Source organism: Flammeovirga agarivorans (assembly GCF_012641475.1).
Lineage (GTDB): Bacteria > Bacteroidota > Bacteroidia > Cytophagales > Flammeovirgaceae > Flammeovirga > Flammeovirga agarivorans.
In genome coordinates this window covers 601,282-621,500 of record NZ_JABAIL010000002.1, presented here as the reverse complement: position 1 = coordinate 621,500, position 20,219 = coordinate 601,282, and the positions used below count along the sequence as shown (strand labels likewise).

The following is a 20,219-nucleotide window of genomic DNA, read 5'->3' as shown; positions in this document are numbered from 1 at the left end:
TGCTACAAATTTTACTTTGTAGCATTGATGCATTTAGATGTGCGTATATTCTGTTTCGGTTTCATCCCGATCTATACCTTCGACTCGAAACTCTTTGTTGGCGTATATACATGTTACTTCATGTCCATCGACAGTAGTTTCTAGTTTTACCGGAAAATCGGACCATAAAGTAGCGATATGTTCCATGGTTTTACTTACATATCCCAGTTCAAGTTCTCTACCGTCAAACTCATGTACAAGCATTAGTGAATTTGAAATAGGAGCAATTCCTTTCACTTTTATCACTGGTATACTACCTGTTCCTGTTTGAGCAATCAAAGTATCTCTAACATCTTTCCATCCTTTGAAGTCATCTGATGTATTAGAGACAGTGATTCTTCCTTGGTTTTTTTCGTACTCAAAAAGCCCCAACTCTTCCATTAATTCTTTGGTGAGGAATCTCCTTAAGAAAGAAGCATCTCTATCCACAGTTCTTACATCAAATATTTTAGGATTGATTTCATATTCGAAAGCGTCCTTTTTTCCTGCAAGGTGTGCCATTAAAGTAAATCCAATGTGATATGGATTAAGACCACCGACATGAGGACGTATCACTTGATTGTGGGATCTGATAAAATCCACATGCATAGCAGGAGGAAGGTTAAGTTTATGAAGTATAGTATAATGCCAGAAACTGGCCCAACCTTCATTCATAATCTTTGTTTCCATTTGAGGTAGAAAGTATAACGTTTCTTCTCTTACGATGCGTAGGATTTCTTTTTCCCAACTTTGTAGAAAGCGACTATTTTCTATAAGGAATAACATCAAGTCTTCTGAGAGGGCAGGAATAAAGTCCTCATCTTTTTCAGGTTTTTTGAGTTCGTCCCAATTGTCTTTTTCTCTATTTACATGTTGAAAATGTTGAATTCTTTGCTCTTCTTCAGACAAGCGCACAATGCGTTGGTTTCTGTCAACATGAAAACTAATAGCATGAGCAGCATCTAAAATTCTTTCAACACCTTCATATCCAATACTAGGTGTTTCATGAAAAGAACGAATACGGTCAGCGTTAAGTTTAAACATTTCTAGAGCATATTCAGCTCTTGTTTTAGAGAAATTTATATTGTTTTTGAAGAAGTCATTATGTCCATATACATGGGCCATTACCAAAATTTGCATTGATAACGGGTTGTCTATCATTAAATAGGCAAGACAGGGATTTGAGTTAATAACCATTTCGTAAGCTAGGCCACTCATTCCCAATTTGTACATGGTATTTTGTTTTTCAAACGATTTTCCAAAACTCCAATGGGGATATCTTGAAGGCATCCCTACGTAAGATTGGTACCCAAGCATGTCATGGTAATCACATACTTCAAATTCTTGAGGGTAATAGTCTAAACCACATTCTTGGGCAATTTCTTCAATCTTATCGTTCCATTTTGCTAAATCTTTTAATACCCAATCCATTTTTAATAGTTTATTTATGAAGGATATTCATAGCACTTACTTAATCCATAAGTGTATTACTTTTATCTTTTCTGAGAAATTTCTGAAGTGCAGGCCAAACGGCTTCTTTTGTTCTCATTCTTAAACAAATGAAGTTGTCTTCCTCGATTTTTTTGTATTCATCAATCATGGAAGACCATGAGTAACCGACATCAGGTTTAATTTCTCCATAGCCAAACAAGTTGCAGACATTACTTAGCTTCACAGCACTTTCGATAGCCTTCTTATTATCAGAAGAAAAGTTATCACCATCTGAACAATGGAAAGCATAAATGTTCCATAGTAGTGGATTATATCGTTCTTCAATAATTTCTAAGGCTTTGTTATATGCTGAGGAAATAATAGTACCTCCGGATTCTCCTTTGTGGAAAAACTCATCTTCGGTCACTTCTTTGGCTTCAGTATGGTGAGCGATAAAAATGATTTCAGTGTTTTCATACCGTGTCTGTAAAAAAGTATACAGCATAAAGTAAAAACTTCTTGCTAAGTACTTTTTTGCTTGATCCATAGATCCAGATGTATCCATAAGACAAAGAACAACTGCATTAGAATGTTCTTCAGTGTCAACTTGCAGCCTACGGTATACTAGGTCATCATTATGGAAAGGGAAAGAAGAATCTTTACTTTCATATAATGCTTTGCTATCAATGCCTTTAGCTTTCATACGCTTTATCCTATTCATCATAGTTTTTCGTTTTGAAAGTCGGGCTCTAATTCCTTTTTTCTGATAGCCAAGCAGTTTACGCATCACCTCAGTATCTGTCTGGAAGTACTTTTTCTGATCCATATCAGGTAATTCCAAGTCTTCAAACATAAACTGAATGGCTTCTTCTAGTGTGATTTCGGTTTCATAGATATCTTCACCAGGGTCACTGCCTGCTTCACCTTTTCCTTTGCCTTTTTGTTGTTGGGCATTTTGGTCTTGTATTACTTGCCCTTTTTGTTCTTTACCAGTGCCTTGTGCTGCACCTTTTCCTTTGTTAGACCCGAAGACAAATCGGTACTCTTTGATCCCTTTAATGGGAACCTTAATCTTTTTGTCTTTGTCTTGACCAATGATCGATTCTTCTGCTATAACATCAGCAATACCTTTCTTGATTTTTTCTTTTACAAGTTCTTTATGGCGTTGCCTATCAGCAGCAGAACGATCTCTTTTCTGTTTGCTGAATTCTTTAAAAATAGCCATGATGTAATTTTTTTGATAGGTAAAAGAGAGACAAGGCGGGGGCACCTTGCCTCTACAACCTATATGATGCTGCTAATCTTTCCATAGGTTGTTTGAAGCGAATGATAACACCGCTTCAACGCTTTCTTCATTATATCCCATATTTATCATTTGGGATACCATAGCATCATATTTTGATTTCTGTGAGTCGTCTCTAGTTTTGGCTTTAAGAATAATTCTGGTGATGTCTTTAACAGACGCCATCAATTTTTTCTCAATAGCTTCTTTTAGAGGTTCATAACTTGTGTAATGTAATTCTCCATTTCTTCTGAGAATATGCGTTACATAACTCATTACATCCTGACGGAATCCATCTGCAGCTGTTCCTGATATACCGATTTGTTGTTCAATGGACTCTAGGAACTTAACATCTGGGTCAAGTTCTTCATTATTGGCCCCTGTAACTTTTCTCTTCAGTACATAGGCTTCAACATGATCTAAATAGTTTTGGAATAATGATTCAGCCTGCTCATCATAAGCATGAACAAATGCTTTTGTGATATCACCTTCAAGCATTTTCAGGTATTCCTTATAAAGAATATCCTTAAGGATATGCATGTAGTGGTCCTTAATATCACCTGGCATAGGCTCTTCTTTCAATTTGTTTTGTAGAGCATCTAAAACAGCAATAGGATGGATTGTATTTGTTTCTGTGTCAGATAGGGCATTATCTAAAGACTTCATGATGAAACGGGTTGAAATACCGCTCATTCCTTCGTCTTCAACTTCTTCTTTAAGCTCCATCACGTTGATACGTTTGGATTGCCCATTTTCTGTGACTTCATCACCATTGTAAAGCTTCAGCTTCGTCAATAGATCGCATTTGTTGGTAGGCTTTAACCTAGTTAGAATGGCAAACATTGAAGCGATTTCTAACGAGTGTGGTGCGATGTGTGCATTGAAGTCCGATTTACCAATGATTTTTTGATAAATCTTGATTTCCTCCGACAGCTCTAGAACATACGGTACTTCGATTTTAACAATTCTATCTAAAATAGCTTCATTGGTATGGTCTGCTTTAAAACGATTCCATTCTGCTTCATTCGAGTGAGCAAGGATCACACCGTCAAAGTATATCATACCATGTTTACCTGGTGCTGGTATACGTTTTTCTTGTGTTGCGGTAAGCATTACATGTAGGTATTCAATTTCGTTTTTGAAAACCTCAATGAATTCAACTAAACCTCTATTTCCTACATTGAAAGCACCATTTAGAGTTAAAACTCTAGGGTCGTCTTCACTGTAACGGTCTAGTTTAGAAATGTCTTCGGAGCCAATAAGTACAGAGGTGTCTTGGTTGTTAGGGTCTACAGGTGGTACCATTCCGACTCCCATTCTTTTACGAATAGAGAAAGAACGTTTTACAACTTTAAATTTGGTAAAGTCGCCTTTAAAGTCATGGTCTAAGATGTGTTGAGTAACTGGGTCTAGTTCTCCTTCAATTTCAACGCCAAGGCGACTTTCCATTTCGGGACGTAAATCTTGTGGTATCGCACATAAAGGATTCGTATTCATTGGTGACCCTTCTAAGAAATAAAATGGCTTGGATTGTTCTAAACCACTTTTCAGCTTTTCAATCAGCGAAGATTTACCCGCCCCCACAGGTCCTACTAAAAATAATACCTGTCTACTTTCTTCACCTTTTAGGGATGCTGAGTGAAAATAACGGACGAGCTTTTGCAATACTTTTTCAATACCGAAAAACTCGTCCTTAAAGAAATTATAACTTTTTAGTTTGGAGTGTGGTCCAAAAATCCTTCTCAGTCGGACATCTTTCTCGGTATCAAGAACATTAAAGCCTTGGTTTGTAATTGCTTTAAACATTCTCTTGTGAGCTAGATCCGCTAAGTCGGTATCTTTTTGCACTTCTTCCAAGTAGTCTAGGAAAGACATGGTTTCCTCCTCTACCGATTTATTCTTTCGGTAGGCGGCAAAGAGCTTTTTAAACTCGTTTTGATCATTTGCAGCATTCATAGTTGTGTTCTTGGTTTTGTAATAATTATGGGTGTACACAATTGAATCGTTTTGCGTACTTTTTATTATGTTATGTGGATTATAGTTTCAGGTGCATTTTAACCGTTAGGTAAGGTTGTGAAATGCTTTAGTTCTTATAATCTACAAACAAAACTCAAGAAATACAACTATTAATGAATTAAATATCAGTTGTTTACGGTTAGTTCGTTGCCGTTTTTATCAAGGAAATGCTGTATCCCATTCTTATCTACCACAGGAATTATACCGTCTGAGATAGGGTGCACCTCTTGGAATTTTCCTATTGGAACGACCACTTCACCCTTAGGAGATAACATTCCTTCATTGAACATAAAGTCAGTTACTTTTATATAAGGTTCTTTTTCAGAAGCAAAAGAAACGGTAGCATAATTGGCAGGAACTAATTCTTTAAAATCTTTATCTAGGAACCCAATTCCAATTTCTCCATGACCATGATCGTTGACATACATGTATTCAAAATTATCAGGAGCAAACTCACTAAATTCGTAAGCTAGGTTTGTTTCCCAACCTAAATGTTTAGGGTTAAAATGTAAAGAACCTTTGGCAGCTCTTACTTTAACATCATAACCATTTATTACTTTACCCGTTAACTTATTTTCTTTAATCGAGTAGACATCTAATACTTTTGTCGATTGACTACCTTTTCCATTTTTCTCAAAGAATAATATTCCTTTATCCGCTGCCGTTGTATTGACTGTAGGAGTATATGTCATTTCTGAAATGACTTTATTAGTTTTTACATTATAGAAAGCATAGTTACCAATTTCATCTCCTAACATTATTAAGCCGTAATCTTTAAGATAAGGAGTGAAGATATAATCATACTTAGCTTCAATGATGTATTTTTTGTTATCTAGATCAAAAATACCTTGTTTATTCTTATCGGAGATGACTAAAGCCCAATGTTGATCTTTATTTATATCATCGTTGGAGTATGAAATCATCGTTGTGAAATTAGAAACGACCTCTTTACCTAAATCAGCATCTTTTTTATTGATAACTACTAATGATTTTGTTGATGTTCCGGAAGCAGGATTATAGTTTACACCTTGCAGATAATCTTTATTAAAACTGAACAGGCTATCGTAGCCTTCAGAAACAGTTTTATCTAAGTTTGTGATATAAAATTTATCGCCTTTTTGTAGGATTCCAAGACCATCGTAATCTACGGCCTTTAATTTATATTCTTCAATGTTCTTGACTTCAAAAGTATCACCAACAGCTAAGAAAATTTGATCTTCAGCAACATACATAGCATTCGAAGGTATATTGTAACCGTTAGCGTTATACAGTTCAATATCAATTTCTTCAATTTTTTGTGGAGACGAAGTATCAAGTAATACTTTACCTTCTTTGTTTAGAATGTTATAGCCTCCATCGGTTCTTACCACTGAGAAATCTGTCCAGTCATCAAAAACAACGGCTTTCATTGCAACACCGCCTCTCGTTTTATTGACTATAATTTGAGGTTCAGAAACTATTTGGAAATTTTCGGCATTTAAGAATCCTATTTTATTCGCTTGAGTAATTCTTAGTAGGCTATTTTCATCATATGCAATTTCGGTATACTTTACAGGTAAAATCCAATTTTGGTCGTTCGTATTATATAAACCACATTGGTTTTTGTTAAATACCAAATAATCACCTCTTTCATCAAATACAAAAACACTGTCGTATTTGGTGTTTAAAACTTTGTTTCCATTAGTGTGAATGATCCCTGATTTACCTTTTGATGTTGTTACAATAAATTCATCATTAGCTAATGTGGAAGTAATTTCATTGTATTTGTTACTGATGACCCAGTTTCCTTCTTGGTTGATAACACCATACTTATTGTTGCTACTTACTATGGCTAACCCGTTATCAAATAGTTTGGCGTCATCAAATTGGGGTTCGATGATAATGTTTCTAGAAAAGTCACAGTATCCCCAAAGTCCATTTTGTTCGATTGGGATAAGTGCTTTATTCTGGGCATTAGCACCCAAAGAAAGAAGTAAAGAAAATAAAAAAAATAAAATTGAGTTATTGTTTTTCATCTTGTAGAATAGCTGAAAATGATTGATTAAAAGATTTCGACGGTCTTGTTATACAAGTTAAAAGTTTTTAAGAGAAAACATGAGTAAAGTGATTGTTTTTACTTAAAAAATAACTTTGGGCGTAGATGTCGATTTAACATTTAGTAGTATAACGAAACTTAAAATTCTTTATTTCCTTTTGTTAGCTTTTATTAGGAAGATGTCTCACAATGGTAAAATATGAATAAGTACGCTTTGATAGGATGATCGATATTTGTTCAAGTTATTGATAATCTGATACATGTGTGTTGTTTTTTGTTTGATTACTAATGAAGTTCTATATCACTATTTGGTGGTAAAATGGGATTAATGCAATTTCAAGCTGATTTTATGAATGCTTAATTGGTAATGAAAATGGATCTCATTACTTTTGTTTTACTATCCGTAGAGATTGCACAATTTAAAGATGAGTGCCTTTACCTATTATATATTACTAGCATGACAAGTATTAACGACCTAGAGGAAGGGTTAAGAGGGAAGTATTTAAGTTTAGGTGACAACTTCTCTTATATATTTAACTGTTTTGACCGAAAATTTGAGAACGTTTCTGAGAATTTTACTTCAGTAACTGGCTACGCGAAAGATGAAATATTGAATGCTGATGGATTTACTATTGGAACAAAAGAATTTCAATCCACTTCATTGCCTAGAATAAAACAAATTTTAGAAACATTTTACGACATCTATAAGGATAACTTAAATGGTTTTAGATCCTTTTTTTCGTACCCCTTTGTTTATAAAGACGGTAGAGTAGAAGAGGTGTTTGCCGAAGTAACACAAGTTGATTTTGAAGATAAACAGATCGTTAGAATTACAGTATTTAATACCTTATTTGATGATACTTTAGATTCTGCCTTGAAAAAAGGTGTCACTTTTGTAAATTTAGAGAAGAATATTGCATTTAGTAATATCTCATCAGTTGAAGACTTAGAAACCTGTCACGCTATTTTATCATTAAGCAAACGAGAAATAGAGATCTTATCTTTAGTTAGCGAAGGATTATCTAATCAGGAATTAGCTGAAAAGATCAATGTGAGTATTCATACCGTCACGACACACAAAAAGAATATCGTTAAAAAGACAAATACAAAAAATATTATGGTTACCATTCGTTACTGTTTGCGACTCAATATTTTTTAGACTACTGAAATGAAAAAGGCTTCTCTTACATTTAAGGAACAATTGATACATATATACCGTCAGAAAGGGACGAGTAAGAAAGTACAGTCTAATGTTATCAAAGACTTAGATAATTATGATAAACTTCTAGAAGAAAGTAAGAGTTACCATTATCCTGGACCTACTTATTCATGCATTTTAGATGTTGAGCAGCAAACATTTCAAGTTCTAGCTGTTCAAGGAACATACTTTACTGATGATGTGCCTTCTGGGCCAGTAGAATATCTAATAGATTTAGTAAATGAATTTATATTGGATGATGATAGGCAGATGTATTTATATACCATTGATAAACTATTTAGTTATCATCTGTACTTGTACTCGACAAGAGGTAACAAGCCTTATAAATCAAGTTTTACTTTTAGAGGAATTAGTGAGGCAGGGAAAAAAGAAGTACTAATGCAACAAAACATTCCTATTCGTATTAAGAATGGTGAAGTGACGATGTATTTTATTAGTGTTACTAATATTTCTCATATCACAACAGATCAGAATTATACTATCAATTTCTATAACTCTGAGGAAAAAGAATCTGTCAACCTTAATGTGGAAGCGTATTGTGCTCCAGAAAAGCCATCTCATCTCATTGAATTATCAGATCGTGAAAAGGATATCCTGATTTTAAGTTCTGACGGTATGAGTGCTAAAGAAATATCAGGAAAGTTAGAAATTGCAGTGGAGACAGTTAATCGCCATAAAAAGAACATGATTAAAAAGAACAAGATGAAAAATATTATTCATTTGGCTTCAGAAGCAATCAAGAAGGGTGTTTTATAATGTAAACGAAATAAAAATTTTCACTAAAAAGGTCAATAATAAACAATGTTATTGACCTTTTTTGGCTCTTAATAATATTGAATATATCAATGATAGTATTTTATAACACTAAGTATTATGATACAGAACTAATTCTTCTTTTATATTTGTGCATTGATCGGGTTAACAAATAGAATAAATTGACGAGAAATGTATAGGATATTAATCAGTTTATTTTTGGTATTAGGTATCTCTCAAGCTGTAATAGGGCAGAGTGATGATTCCAAGAAAAAAAAATCAAAAGGAAAAAAAACAATTACTGCTGATCCAGACGCTAAACTACAAACACCACAAGATGTAGCTTTCGATGAAAAATCAGGACTTTTTTATATTTCATCACCTGGCAATAATGGAGTAATTAAAAGAGGCCGACGTGGAGGTGCTGTATTTGCAGTAAAAGGTTTAAACCATCCAAGAGGCGTAATGATTGAGTCAGGCATTTTATATGTAGCAGATTCAAATGCTGTAAAAGGATTTAACTTAAAGACAGAAGAAAAAGTTTTTGAACAAACTGTCGAAGGAGCTACTGCTCTTAGATCAATTTCTTCTGATGGAACAGATATCTTTGTTTCTGATAAAGAGGCGAACACTGTTTTTAAGATAAATATCAAGAAGAAAGATGTTTCGGTACTTACAAAAGACGTTATAGCACCTGCGGGGTTATTGTACAATAAAAAGTTGAAAGAAGTATTGATCTTAAGCTCTCAGGAATCTGGAGGAGGAATCTATTCTTGTTCATTAAAAGACAATACGGTTGAATTGGCCTTGTCTATTCCGGAGTATCCTTACTTGGAAGATATTACATTTAACGGATCAATGAGCTACTATTTAACAGCTTGGGGAGCCGATAAAAAAGAAAATGTGATTATTAAAGTAACAGATTCTTTAAAAAGAGAACCAAGAATTATTCAGTCAACAGCTGATGGTCCATGTGGTCTAAAATACATCAAAAGAACCAACGAATTAGCCATAGCAAATGCATATGGGGATAACCTAAATATTATCAAATTAGGTTATTAGAAATCAAATAGATATCATAAAAAGCACTTTAAGTACCTTTGTTTACTTAAAGTGCTTTTTTTACACAAATACTCTTCGATTTTTTATAATATTTCTGTAAAAATTCATAAATTAAAGCTCCGTTAAAAATTAATGAATTCAGGGATCGTACCAATTTAATTTCTCAAGCAAAAACTTTTAATGGATAGATTAACTTACTTGTACTCCACGATTTATAAACTTCTTAAATGAGACAAACTTTATTATTATTATCAATTCTATGTTTTTTTGGGTGTAGCACAAAAGATGAGATTGACACGACAGTACGCTATGAATCTATCAGAGGACACAATGAAGTAAAAATGACCGACTCGATTGGTGAGAAAGTGATTGACTTCGTCCATGCCGCTGATATCGGTAAAGCTAGTATTACTTTACCACAAGGGAACACTTGGTCTGAGAAAATAGTGGTTCGCTTGCCCTTTGACAGAGTAGAAGGTTTCAAAGCCTATACTGACACGGACAAAGAGCATATTTTCGAACGCTTTTACAGTTCAGACAGTAGTAGACCACAATATGTCTCAACGTACAAAGGTACAGAGATTAAAAAGATGGATAAGGCGACAGGCTACAACGAAATTGAGTTGCCCACATCAATGTTTGCTGACAACCCTCGTATAGTTTATCTAGAATGGGTTGATGTATATCGTTATTAAAAACGTAATACTATTATTAGAAAAGGACTGCTTCCCCACAGTCCTTTTTTTTATGCTCAATCAATGTTTTGATAGTCTTATTCTTAAAGAATCCTTACAAAATCTCTTCAACTCATAAAATCCCGATAAATCCACTTACCTTTGTGATCGAAAAATGAATCATTAAGATTATTATGACATTCAAGGATTTAGGAATTCATAGTGCAATTGTGAAAGCACTAAAGGAAAACGGCATTGAAGAACCGACCGCTATTCAGCAAAAATCAATACCGTTTTTAATGCAAGAGGGAACTGATTTTATTGGACAGGCACAAACGGGAACTGGTAAAACTGCTGCTTTTGGTTTACCATTACTTCATGCTGTAAACCCTAAAAATCCACAACCTCAGGCTTTAATTTTATCACCTACCAGAGAGTTAGGGCAACAGATACAAAAACAACTGTTCAGATTTACAAAGTACTATCATAAAGTATTTTGTGAAGCTGTATACGGTGGTGCTCCTATTGATATTCAAATCAATAAGCTAAAACGTCCTACACATATTATTGTGGCGACGCCAGGCCGTCTAATTGATTTGGTCAATAGAAATGCTGTAGATTTATCACAAGTGAAAACTGTAGTGATGGATGAGGCAGATGAAATGTTAAGTATGGGTTTCAAGGAGGATTTAAATAAAATTCTTCGCCTGACAACAAATAAAAAAGCTACTTGGTTATTCTCCGCTACTTTCCCTGCAGGGATTAAAGAGATTATTAAGAAGTATATGAAAAAAGATGCATTCAGAATTGAGGTGAACCCAATGAATGTGATCAATAAAAAAATCAAGTTCGAGTATATCATTACTGACCTGAAGCATAAGATGGAAACATTAAACTGGTTCGTACGTCAGCAAGGTGATGAAAGAGGTGTGATCTTTACTAGAACGAAAGCAGATGCTCAACAAGTAGCGAAACAGTTACATGGTAAGCAGATTAAAGCAGAGTCTATTCATGGTGACTTGTCACAAAATGAGAGAGACAAAGTAATGCGTGCTTTCAAATCTAAGAAGTTACAAATTTTGGTTGCTACAGATTTAGCGGCTAGAGGTATTGATATTGCAGACTTAGCTTATGTTGTGCACTATCAGTTACCGGATAAGTCTGAATACTTTACTCATAGAAGTGGTCGTACTGCTAGAGCTGGTAAGAAAGGACTTTCTCTTTGTATTCTTACGAAAAAAGATCTTAATCGCTTAACAGAGATTGAAGATGAGTTTGGTATCACAATGGAACAGATTTTTGATTAATCAAAATTCATAGCCAATAAAAAAAGTCCTTGGTATTTCGTATCAAGGACTTTTTTGTTGATATAGCGTTGTGATTAGAAACCGAATCCCATACCACCTGTACCAAATGTATTATACCCTTCAGTACTTAATTTATATGGTTTCTCGTACACTTTAGTTGCTTCAACTTCTAGCGTACCATTATTTTTCTTATCAACGATTTTGGCTCCTAGGATCATCTCGTCATCAGCTAAATCAATACCGATACGGTCTGTCATTACTTTTGTAAGGTTATGTAGACCTTTGGCAGCAAATTTAGGAGCACCGATATAAAGCTCTACTTCTAAATGATCTTTTGTGCCTTTGTAGATTTTACATTTTGTGTCAAGGATTTCTTTCTTTCCTTTTTTCACTTCTTCTACTTTAGCACCATCAATTCCCAAAACATCTAGTTTAGAAACATCTGCTTCAGATTCGACAGCGATTTTTTGCCCAAACTGACGCATTAAGATCAGATATTTATTTTTTTCAAAGTCAACAATGAAATATTGTGCTCCGGCATCTTCTTCTAAAACAGCTCTTGCTCCAATGGCTTCACTCTGACCCACCATAATCTTAATGGAAGGATATTCTTTTACGACACCATTTTCTTTTTGTTCGAAAATAATTTGTCTTTCAAATGGATAATTCTGAGCTAAAGTAGCGATGGAAGCAAGCAGTATCACCGCTAGAGTTTGTATTAATTTCATATGTTTAATGTTTATACCCTTTTTACAAAGATAATAAACATTTTAAGTGAAAGGTGCTGATTTACTTTCCTTTTGGATTTTCTAACAAATGGAAAACACCATGTTTAAGGTGATCCTGATCTACTAAAGTGTTATTGTCTTTGATATTCAAATGCACTTTACTTCTCTTAGGTTTGATATTTTTCAATTCAATTCCCATGTTCGTTTCACCATGCCCTTTGGTAAGATTTACTTCAACAGTTTTTTCATTTTTTGTGTAGGTACCTTCATATTCATAAAATGATCCATCACTAAGGTCTATAATATATTTTACCTTTCCGTTGTCACTAAAAGCAAATGCAGCAACACCGGCAGATGTATTATGGATATAAATTTTAGCTTCTTTATCTAGGCTAACAGGTTCATTAATAGCAAAACTGGAAAATGTTATAAATACTGTTAGTAGTACCGAAAGTATTTTTTTCATGTCGTATTGAGTTTGATGATATAATGAGTTAAACGTTATCTATCAGAAGGGAACAATCGATGTAAACAGTCATTAGTTAATAGTTAATTTCATTAACGTTTACATCATAATCTGAAGCTAAAAATTTTAAAAAATGCTTTTGAAAGTCGAATTATGAAACACTTTTACCGTTCTGTGAAAGTTTAAATCTCAAAAAGACACGTTTGGATAGTTGACGACGATAGTTAAGTGTTCATGTAAATTACCCATATGTTTAACGAGGAAGCCCTGTAATATAACAGTGGTTTATTTTTTTAGCTTAAGTACATAACACTGGTACTAAAATTTTTTAAATACTTTCTACTATAAAATACCTAATATGTCAAAATTGGAATTAACTCATGTAATGGAATCTTGGACCAAACTCTTTAATGGTAAATTGGAAGGACATAAAATGACTTTCAATAATGAGATTGGTAAGGGAGAAATTGAGGGGTTCAAATTGAATGATTCGATTGAATTAATCCGATTCGATTATAAATTAAATAAGACTTTAGATGTAGATGGTTATCAATTGGATGACTATGCTGAATATATACCTATTCTTTTTGGAGACCCTTTTACAACCTCAGTAGAAGTGACTTGTAATGTAAAGCAATCAAAAAAGAAGTATAAACTGAATACTACCGGAGCGTTTAGTATTAATTCTTCTGAAGCTTTAAGCTTTACAATTGAAGAAGGAAGAACAGTACAATACCTTTCTGTTCGTTTGGAGAAAGACTATTATCAAAAGTTTATTGACCAGAGTAAGGCATTAGCTGAATCACTGGATTTAGAAAAGCAGTTTTTTGTATTTGAAGAATTTGACCCAAGTATGAGAGACTTTTTCCAAAAGGCTTTTGAAGTAGAAAAAGGTAGTCTTTTTGAGAATGAATACTTAGAGATTTACGCCAAACATTTAGTTACAGTGTTCTTCTCGAATATTAATGATAGGGAGAAGATTGACGAATCTAATAAATATACATTTAGTGTAGAACCCGTATTTAAAGCAAGAGATATATTAAAAAACAGAATTAATGAGCAGATCATCATTGATGAGTTATCGAAAGAATGTGGCTTAAGTGAGAGTCGATTAAGGTTCTTATTTAAACAGATTTTCGGTACTACAATCCATCAATTCCACTTGGATGAGAGGTTAGACCATTCAAGAGTAATGTTAAGAGATGGAAGTAAAACAATGTCGATGATTGCTATGGATTTAGGCTTTTCTAGTGCTAGTCATTTTTCATCTGCTTTCAAAAAGAAATTTAACCTTAGCCCAAAACAATATAGAAAAGACTTTATCAACTCTGTACTTCAATCCGCTTAAACTTACAATACCAAGAGGTAGCTAATGCCTCTTGGTTTACTGGTTACTGGTATAATCGAATTATGAAAGATAATGATTGAAATATAAAATTCTGACTTTTTTATCCCTCGTTTTATTAGATATCTATGCTTAATACTATGAAAATTGTTTAGAATGAAGATCTCTAAATCCTCACATATACTTTTATTGGTACTTCTACTTTTAGGAGTTCTTGTTTTGGCTTCATGGAAGTTTAAAAAAGATGTTGTAGAAATGCAGCAAAAAGAAGAACTGTTTAAAGAAGTATATGCTTTTGGATTTCCAATAGTATTAATGGATTATACAAAGCGTTATTTCTTAAATCAATTTGAGGATAATGCAATCAATACTTTTCATCATTATCATAGGTTTCCAGATTGGGAATTTAGAAATGTAGTCAGACCCAATGTAGATACTTTCTATTCTATGTGTTGGTTAGACTTATCAGATGAGCCAGTTGTTGTTCATATTCCTGCTTCAGATCATTACTTTTTGATGCCTACAATGGATGCATTTTCTAATGTATTTGCTTCACCTGGAACTAGGACAACTGGAAACAAAGAACAGTTTATAGTATACACTGGTCCCAATTGGGAAGGAGAATTACCTAAGGGGATGATTCATATATCTTCACCAACAAATTCTGCTTGGATTCATGGACGTATTATGGTGAAGCAGTCGCAAAAAGATAAGGACGAAGTAATCAAATTCCAGAAAGGAATTACCGCGAGACCGTTAAGCCAATGGGATAATCAAGACTATACACCCAAAAAGGAAATGGTACTATATAAAGCCGATACTTACCCTATTAAGGCTGTTGAAGAATTGAACATAGAGCAATTCATGAATAGGTTATCGATGCTTTTATATCAGAATAAGCCATTAGATTCGGATTCCACTATGCTATCCAAACTTAAAGAAATTGGATTTCAGGCGGGGCAGAACTATGATATCACAAAGTTATCAGTAAAAGAAACGATTGTTTTTGAGTCTGTACCTAAGCAAATGCAATCAGAATGGTACTCTGAAAATAATACTTGTCAGAAATTCCCTTGGTTGTATAGTAACTCAGTAATCAAAAAATACAAAGACAAATATTCGAGTAGCGCCTATGTAGCTTTTACAAGGTTGGGAATGAACCAAAGGGAAGATGCAATTTATGCCGCTACAAGAATAGATAGTCGAGGTAAAGTACTTACCTCAAAAAGGAAATATGTATTGCACTTTACAAAAGAGCAATTACCTCAAGTGAATGCATTTTGGTCATTAACTTGCTACAACGAGAAAAACTTCCTAGTGAAAAACTTGATCAACAGATATAAAGTAGGAAGCCAGGATGGATTAAAATTCAATGAAGATGGATCATTAGACATCTACATTCAAAGTACTAAACCAGAAGTTGGTGCAGAAAGTAATTGGTTACCAACTCCAGAAAAAGGAAGGTTCTCTTTAATACTAAGAGAGTATTGGCCAAAAGATAGAGTACTTGAAAATGGTAATAACTTACCGAAAGTAACCCGCAGAAATTAATACTACTCAATAATAACCTATTTTTTAATACTTAATTTTTTATACTATGAATATTGTTACTAGAAAACCTAAGAAGAATTTTACGAAAGTAAAAAACACCTACTCAAAAGCGGAGAATATCAATTTCCATTTGGACCATCGTTTTAGTTCAGCTGCATTTCAGGAAACTAATGATGTATTTAGTGAATTCTATACTAATGCAGACTCTTATGAGTTGAATAGAATGTTCCGTTAGGCGAGAAATATTATTATAGAAAGAAGAGTGATACTAATCGATTAGTATCACTTTTTTTATATACTATATTCTGTCAACAAAAACACCCTAACGGCAGGGCTGATAGGGTGTAAACTCAATAAAATTTTACCTAATGTTTATTTTAATAATTCAATCCAACGAGTGTGATGTGGAATATTAATATCTTGATTTATGACATGACAAAATTAGTAAACTCAGTATTTTTGCATTAGTAGAAAACAGATGTATATTGGTAAATTATTTCCTTTTTTATTACCCAAAATATATGCTCTATTAGATTAATTTATATACTTTTTATACTGGTCTATTGTATTCTATTAAATGGATTTAAGGATCTCTATATATTATATTATTTGTATTTAACTTGTTGTATTTGAGTAGTTACTGTTGCTGTTTTGTGTGGTTTTTTTTATACGATTAAACTAAAGTGTAGTTGAAGGATTTGAATAATTCTTTTTTTACCAATTATCTATCATTTTTTACCATCTATTGGGAGAGTATTTCTAGACCTTTGTGTCATCATCAATTTATTCATCAAAAAGAAATACTACTATGAATTTACAAGATCAATTTATACCAACAGAAAATTATTATGGAAGTGAAAATTTAGAAACTTCTGAGGATTTCGAAAATATAGAATCGTCATTTTCAGAGGAAGAATTGGATGTTCTACATCGTCCTCTAGACGAACAGATTTTTGACGATTTAATTACTGACTTAGGTGATCAATATTAAGATTTTAGTTCAGGAAAATGAAGGACAAATTCCATTTCATTTAATAGAAATAGATTTATTGTATAGGAGCTAAGTAGCTATGAAAAAATTATATCATCATATTATCAGTAAATACTGTCTCTCTTTGTTGTTTGTACTATTTGCTACTCAAATATCTAGCGCCCAAAGTAAAATGAAGGCCTATTTGGAGAAACATAAAGAGAAGAAAAAGGAGGCAATTACTGCAGGAAAACCATGGTTATCACCTTTGTTTGGTCCTGGGTATACTGCAGATATAGGATTTTTGGTTGCTGGAGGTTTCTTATTGAGTTTTAAGACCGATAAATCAGATTCGTTAATTCAGAGATCTTCAATCCCTGCAAATATATTTTACAGTTCTTCGGGAGCTTTAGGGCTTCATTCCAATATCACAACTTTCTGGTTTCAAGATAAAATGAGAATCAACTCTGATGTCAATATCAATAAGAGATCCTTGGATTATTATGGTAAAGGTTATCAGGAGATCGATTCCAATTATAAGTCAGATTCAACTACACAGTATACCGAATCTAAAGTAGATGTAGCTGTTGATGTGATGTTCAAGTTAACAAAGAACTTTTATATCGGTCCATCTTTTGATTTCTTTTATGCTAACAATACCGATGTGAATCCAGTAATGTTAGACGACCCATATTATAACCAGTTCTCCTCTCAATACTTCATGAATGGTCTAGGTATAAATATCACTTATGATAGTAGAGACATAACTGTAAATGCATGGCAAGGGATCTATTTCAATCTAAAGTATATTAATTATGCAAAAGCATTAGGCAGCGCTTATCAAGCTCATGTAACATCTTTGGATTTACGTTATTACCGCACTTTTATCCGTAAAGGAAATGTAATCGCAGGAAGGGTATATTCTAGGAATGCACAAGGTGATGTGCCGATAAATATGCTTTCTGATATTGCAGGTTCTAAGCGATTAAGAGGGTATATCGTTGGCCAATATCGAGACAATACCTCTGCTTTTTTTGAAGTGGAATGGCGTCATACTTTTATGAAAAGAAATGGTGAACTAACAAAAAGTGGAATTGTGATGTGGGTAGGAGCTGGAAGTATTGCACCTGATATGAAATCACTGACACAATGGATGCAAAACTACGGAATAGGGTATCGATACGAATTACAACCTAGAATGAATGTGGGGATTGATATGGGATTTGGTCAATCCTCTCATGGACTTTATTTCAGCTTCACTGAGTCTTTTTGATTGTTAAAAAGTAACGTCGATTCTTTTTAATGTATTAATTCAGTTTTTTACCAATTAGCGTTGAGTTTTTACGAATGAAATGATCTGTCATTCAAGACCTTTGTGATATAATTAATCATCACAACAGAATACTATATACTATGAATTTACAAGATCAATTTATTCATCAAGAACTGCAGTTTGAAGTAAGTTTAATCGATAATAATGAGTTGTTTGAAGATATAGACTTTATCGATTCTCAATATTCTAAAGAAGAGGAAGCGGCAGTATACCAAGATATAGACGATCAGATATTTGAAGAGTTCATGAACACATTTGAAGATGACTTCATGATCTAACTTTTGATCATTTCTTTATAGAGAAGAGTTAATTCTCAACATTTTAAGATAGCATAGAACTCGTTTTGTATAGAGACATTCTATGAAATAATTAATCATCAATAATACATATTCATCAACAAAATTATGGAAAACAAATCTACAAAAGTAGGGTTAGCCGGTCTTGTAGCCATTGTATTTGGTTCAATGATTGGAGGTGGTATTTTTAATATACCACAAAATATGGCAGCAAGTGCCTCATTAGGAGCAGTAATATTATCATGGATTATATCGGGTATTGGAGTAGGCCTTTTAGTGTATACTTTTAAAACGTTATCCGAAGAACGATCAGATATAACTTCAGGTATTTATGGTTATGCAAAAGCTGGTTTTGGCCGTTATGTAGGTTTTAATTCAGCTTGGGGATATTGGATTTCTGCAGCATTAGGTAACGTAGCTTTTGCAGTAATGTTAAATGATGCATTAGGTGTTTTCTTTCCAGTTTTATTAAAACATGGTTGGCAAACTATCGCATTAGGATCTGGTATGATCTGGTTCATGAACTTTATATCTTTCTTAGGAACTGGTAAAACATCTTTCTTGAATACGATCTCAACAGTAGCAAAATTTGCAGGATTAGTGATTGTGATCGGTATTCTGATCGTTTCTTTCAAATATGACCTTTTAACAAAAGATTTCTGGGGTAATGCATATCACCTAGATGGTTTAGGATCTCAGATTAAGTCTACTATGCTTGTAACGTTATGGTGCTTTATCGGTATTGAGGGAGCGGTAGTTATTGGATCAAAAGCGAAGAAGTCTTCAGATGTAGGTAAGGCAACAGTTATTGGTTTTTTAGCAGCATTATCTATGTATGTAATTATTTCTGTTCTTGCATTTGGTATCATGCAACAGCCAGAACTAGCTAAATTAGCAGATCCTTCATCGGGAGCTTTATTAGAGGCTGCAGTTGGACATTGGGGACTTACATTTGTAAATGTTGCTGTGATTATCTCAGTAACTGGTGCATGGTTAGCGTGGACTATCTTGGTTGCAGAAGTTCCTCATGATGCTGCAAAAGATGGTGTGCTTCCTAAGTTATTCGTAAAAGAAAATGGTAATGGAGCACCTACAACTGCACTATATATTTCTTCAATCATTATGCAAATTGGTATGTTCTCTGTCATTTTTGCACAAGATGTTTATCTGGCTGCAATTGATATTGCCGGGGTAATGATTTTACCTTCATACCTTCTTAGTGCGATGTATCTATTTAAGGGAGCTAAGTCAAAAGAAATTCTTGCTAATAGTAAAAAACGTACTTTAGCCATTGCTGTGGGAGCAATTACTACATTATACTGCTTATGGTTAGTATACGCTGCAGGTATGAGCTACTTACTAATGGCAACTATCTTCTATGCTATCGGTATTCCTTTCTATCGATTAGCACATAAAGACGAAGTAAAAGCTGGTAAGAAAATATACACTAAAGGTGAAAGAGTAATTGAAATTGTAATTATGTTATTAGCAATTGTAGCTATCTACATGATTTCTACAGGTGCAGTTTCTTTCTAATCACATAAGTATAAAGAATATATATGATAACCACTTCTATTAATTAAGGAGTGGTTATTTTTTTTGTATACGATTTATAATCACTGAAAATCAATTGGTTGTTTTTTTATATAAACCGATTAAAAATTTACAGAGCTATCAAAATGAACGTCGTTATATATACTAATTACGGTGTTGAAATAAACAATAATTATTCT

18 protein-coding genes are annotated in these 20,219 nt (G+C 33.5%); 12 read left to right on the top strand and 6 right to left on the bottom strand.

All coding sequences use genetic code 11. The features are described from left to right. Positions 1-33 precede the first annotated feature (33 nt). The 4 genes from HGP29_RS07290 to HGP29_RS07275 form a co-directional block, all read right to left on the bottom strand. Complete coding sequence (locus HGP29_RS07290; RefSeq protein ID WP_168881711.1) at positions 34-1,449, bottom strand: SpoVR family protein; 1,416 nt, start codon at positions 1,447-1,449, stop codon at positions 34-36. Positions 1,450-1,489: 40 nt separating this feature from the next. After that, the gene (locus HGP29_RS07285) at positions 1,490-2,674 is read right to left on the bottom strand and encodes a YeaH/YhbH family protein (protein ID WP_168881710.1); all 1,185 of its coding nucleotides are present in this window, start codon (positions 2,672-2,674) and stop codon (positions 1,490-1,492) included. 72 nt (positions 2,675-2,746) lie between these two features. Then, complete coding sequence (locus HGP29_RS07280) at positions 2,747-4,687, bottom strand: serine protein kinase (protein WP_168881709.1); 1,941 nt, start codon at positions 4,685-4,687, stop codon at positions 2,747-2,749. A 185-nt stretch (positions 4,688-4,872) separates the two neighbouring features. Next, positions 4,873-6,762 carry a WG repeat-containing protein gene (locus HGP29_RS07275; protein ID WP_168881708.1) on the bottom strand — a complete coding sequence of 630 codons (1,890 nt, stop codon included), beginning with the start codon at positions 6,760-6,762 and terminating at the stop codon, positions 4,873-4,875. A 393-nt stretch (positions 6,763-7,155) separates the two neighbouring features. Here HGP29_RS07275 and HGP29_RS07270 point away from each other — a divergent pair, with 393 nt between their 5' ends. From HGP29_RS07270 to HGP29_RS07250, 5 genes are all read left to right on the top strand, one after another. Beyond that, complete coding sequence (locus tag HGP29_RS07270; RefSeq protein WP_235958272.1) at positions 7,156-7,941, top strand: LuxR C-terminal-related transcriptional regulator; 786 nt, start codon at positions 7,156-7,158, stop codon at positions 7,939-7,941. Positions 7,942-7,950: 9 nt separating this feature from the next. Further along, positions 7,951-8,757, top strand: a complete 807-nt coding sequence (locus tag HGP29_RS07265) for a LuxR C-terminal-related transcriptional regulator (RefSeq protein ID WP_168881706.1) — start codon at positions 7,951-7,953, stop codon at positions 8,755-8,757. A gap of 189 nt (positions 8,758-8,946) precedes the next feature. After that, the gene (locus HGP29_RS07260; RefSeq protein ID WP_168881705.1) at positions 8,947-9,816 is read left to right on the top strand and encodes an NHL repeat-containing protein; all 870 of its coding nucleotides are present in this window, start codon (positions 8,947-8,949) and stop codon (positions 9,814-9,816) included. 227 nt (positions 9,817-10,043) lie between these two features. Beyond that, the gene (locus HGP29_RS07255) at positions 10,044-10,511 is read left to right on the top strand and encodes a hypothetical protein (protein ID WP_168881704.1); all 468 of its coding nucleotides are present in this window, start codon (positions 10,044-10,046) and stop codon (positions 10,509-10,511) included. A 173-nt stretch (positions 10,512-10,684) separates the two neighbouring features. Then, positions 10,685-11,797: a DEAD/DEAH box helicase gene (locus HGP29_RS07250; RefSeq protein WP_168881703.1), complete on the top strand. Its 1,113-nt coding sequence runs from the start codon at positions 10,685-10,687 to the stop codon at positions 11,795-11,797. 74 nt (positions 11,798-11,871) lie between these two features. On the opposite strand, the gene HGP29_RS07245 is transcribed toward HGP29_RS07250, so the two are convergent. Continuing rightward, entirely contained in the window at positions 11,872-12,525 is a 654-nt protein-coding gene (locus tag HGP29_RS07245; protein WP_168881702.1) for a hypothetical protein, read from the bottom strand. Positions 12,526-12,586: 61 nt separating this feature from the next. After that, entirely contained in the window at positions 12,587-12,991 is a 405-nt protein-coding gene (locus HGP29_RS07240; protein WP_168881701.1) for a hypothetical protein, read from the bottom strand. A 358-nt stretch (positions 12,992-13,349) separates the two neighbouring features. On the opposite strand from HGP29_RS07240, the gene HGP29_RS07235 reads away from it, so the two are divergent. The 7 genes from HGP29_RS07235 (at position 13,350) to HGP29_RS07205 (ending at position 20,022) form a co-directional block, all read left to right on the top strand. Continuing rightward, the gene (locus HGP29_RS07235) at positions 13,350-14,339 is read left to right on the top strand and encodes a helix-turn-helix transcriptional regulator (RefSeq protein ID WP_168881700.1); all 990 of its coding nucleotides are present in this window, start codon (positions 13,350-13,352) and stop codon (positions 14,337-14,339) included. Between the two features lie 153 nt (positions 14,340-14,492). Then, positions 14,493-15,887, top strand: coding sequence for a DUF1254 domain-containing protein (locus HGP29_RS07230; RefSeq protein WP_168881699.1), 1,395 nt, complete (start codon positions 14,493-14,495; stop codon positions 15,885-15,887). Positions 15,888-15,933: 46 nt separating this feature from the next. After that, the gene (locus HGP29_RS07225) at positions 15,934-16,122 is read left to right on the top strand and encodes a hypothetical protein (protein WP_168881698.1); all 189 of its coding nucleotides are present in this window, start codon (positions 15,934-15,936) and stop codon (positions 16,120-16,122) included. Positions 16,123-16,695: 573 nt separating this feature from the next. Continuing rightward, positions 16,696-16,878 (top strand): hypothetical protein, encoded by a 183-nt coding sequence (locus tag HGP29_RS07220; protein WP_168881697.1) that lies wholly within the window; start codon positions 16,696-16,698, stop codon positions 16,876-16,878. A gap of 79 nt (positions 16,879-16,957) precedes the next feature. Beyond that, a complete protein-coding gene (locus HGP29_RS07215) occupies positions 16,958-18,130 on the top strand; it encodes a BamA/TamA family outer membrane protein (protein ID WP_168881696.1) in 1,173 nt (390 codons plus the stop codon). 140 nt (positions 18,131-18,270) lie between these two features. Next, positions 18,271-18,468, top strand: coding sequence for a hypothetical protein (locus HGP29_RS07210; protein WP_168881695.1), 198 nt, complete (start codon positions 18,271-18,273; stop codon positions 18,466-18,468). A 126-nt stretch (positions 18,469-18,594) separates the two neighbouring features. Continuing rightward, positions 18,595-20,022, top strand: a complete 1,428-nt coding sequence (locus HGP29_RS07205; protein ID WP_168881694.1) for a basic amino acid/polyamine antiporter — start codon at positions 18,595-18,597, stop codon at positions 20,020-20,022. Positions 20,023-20,219: the final 197 nt, after the last annotated feature.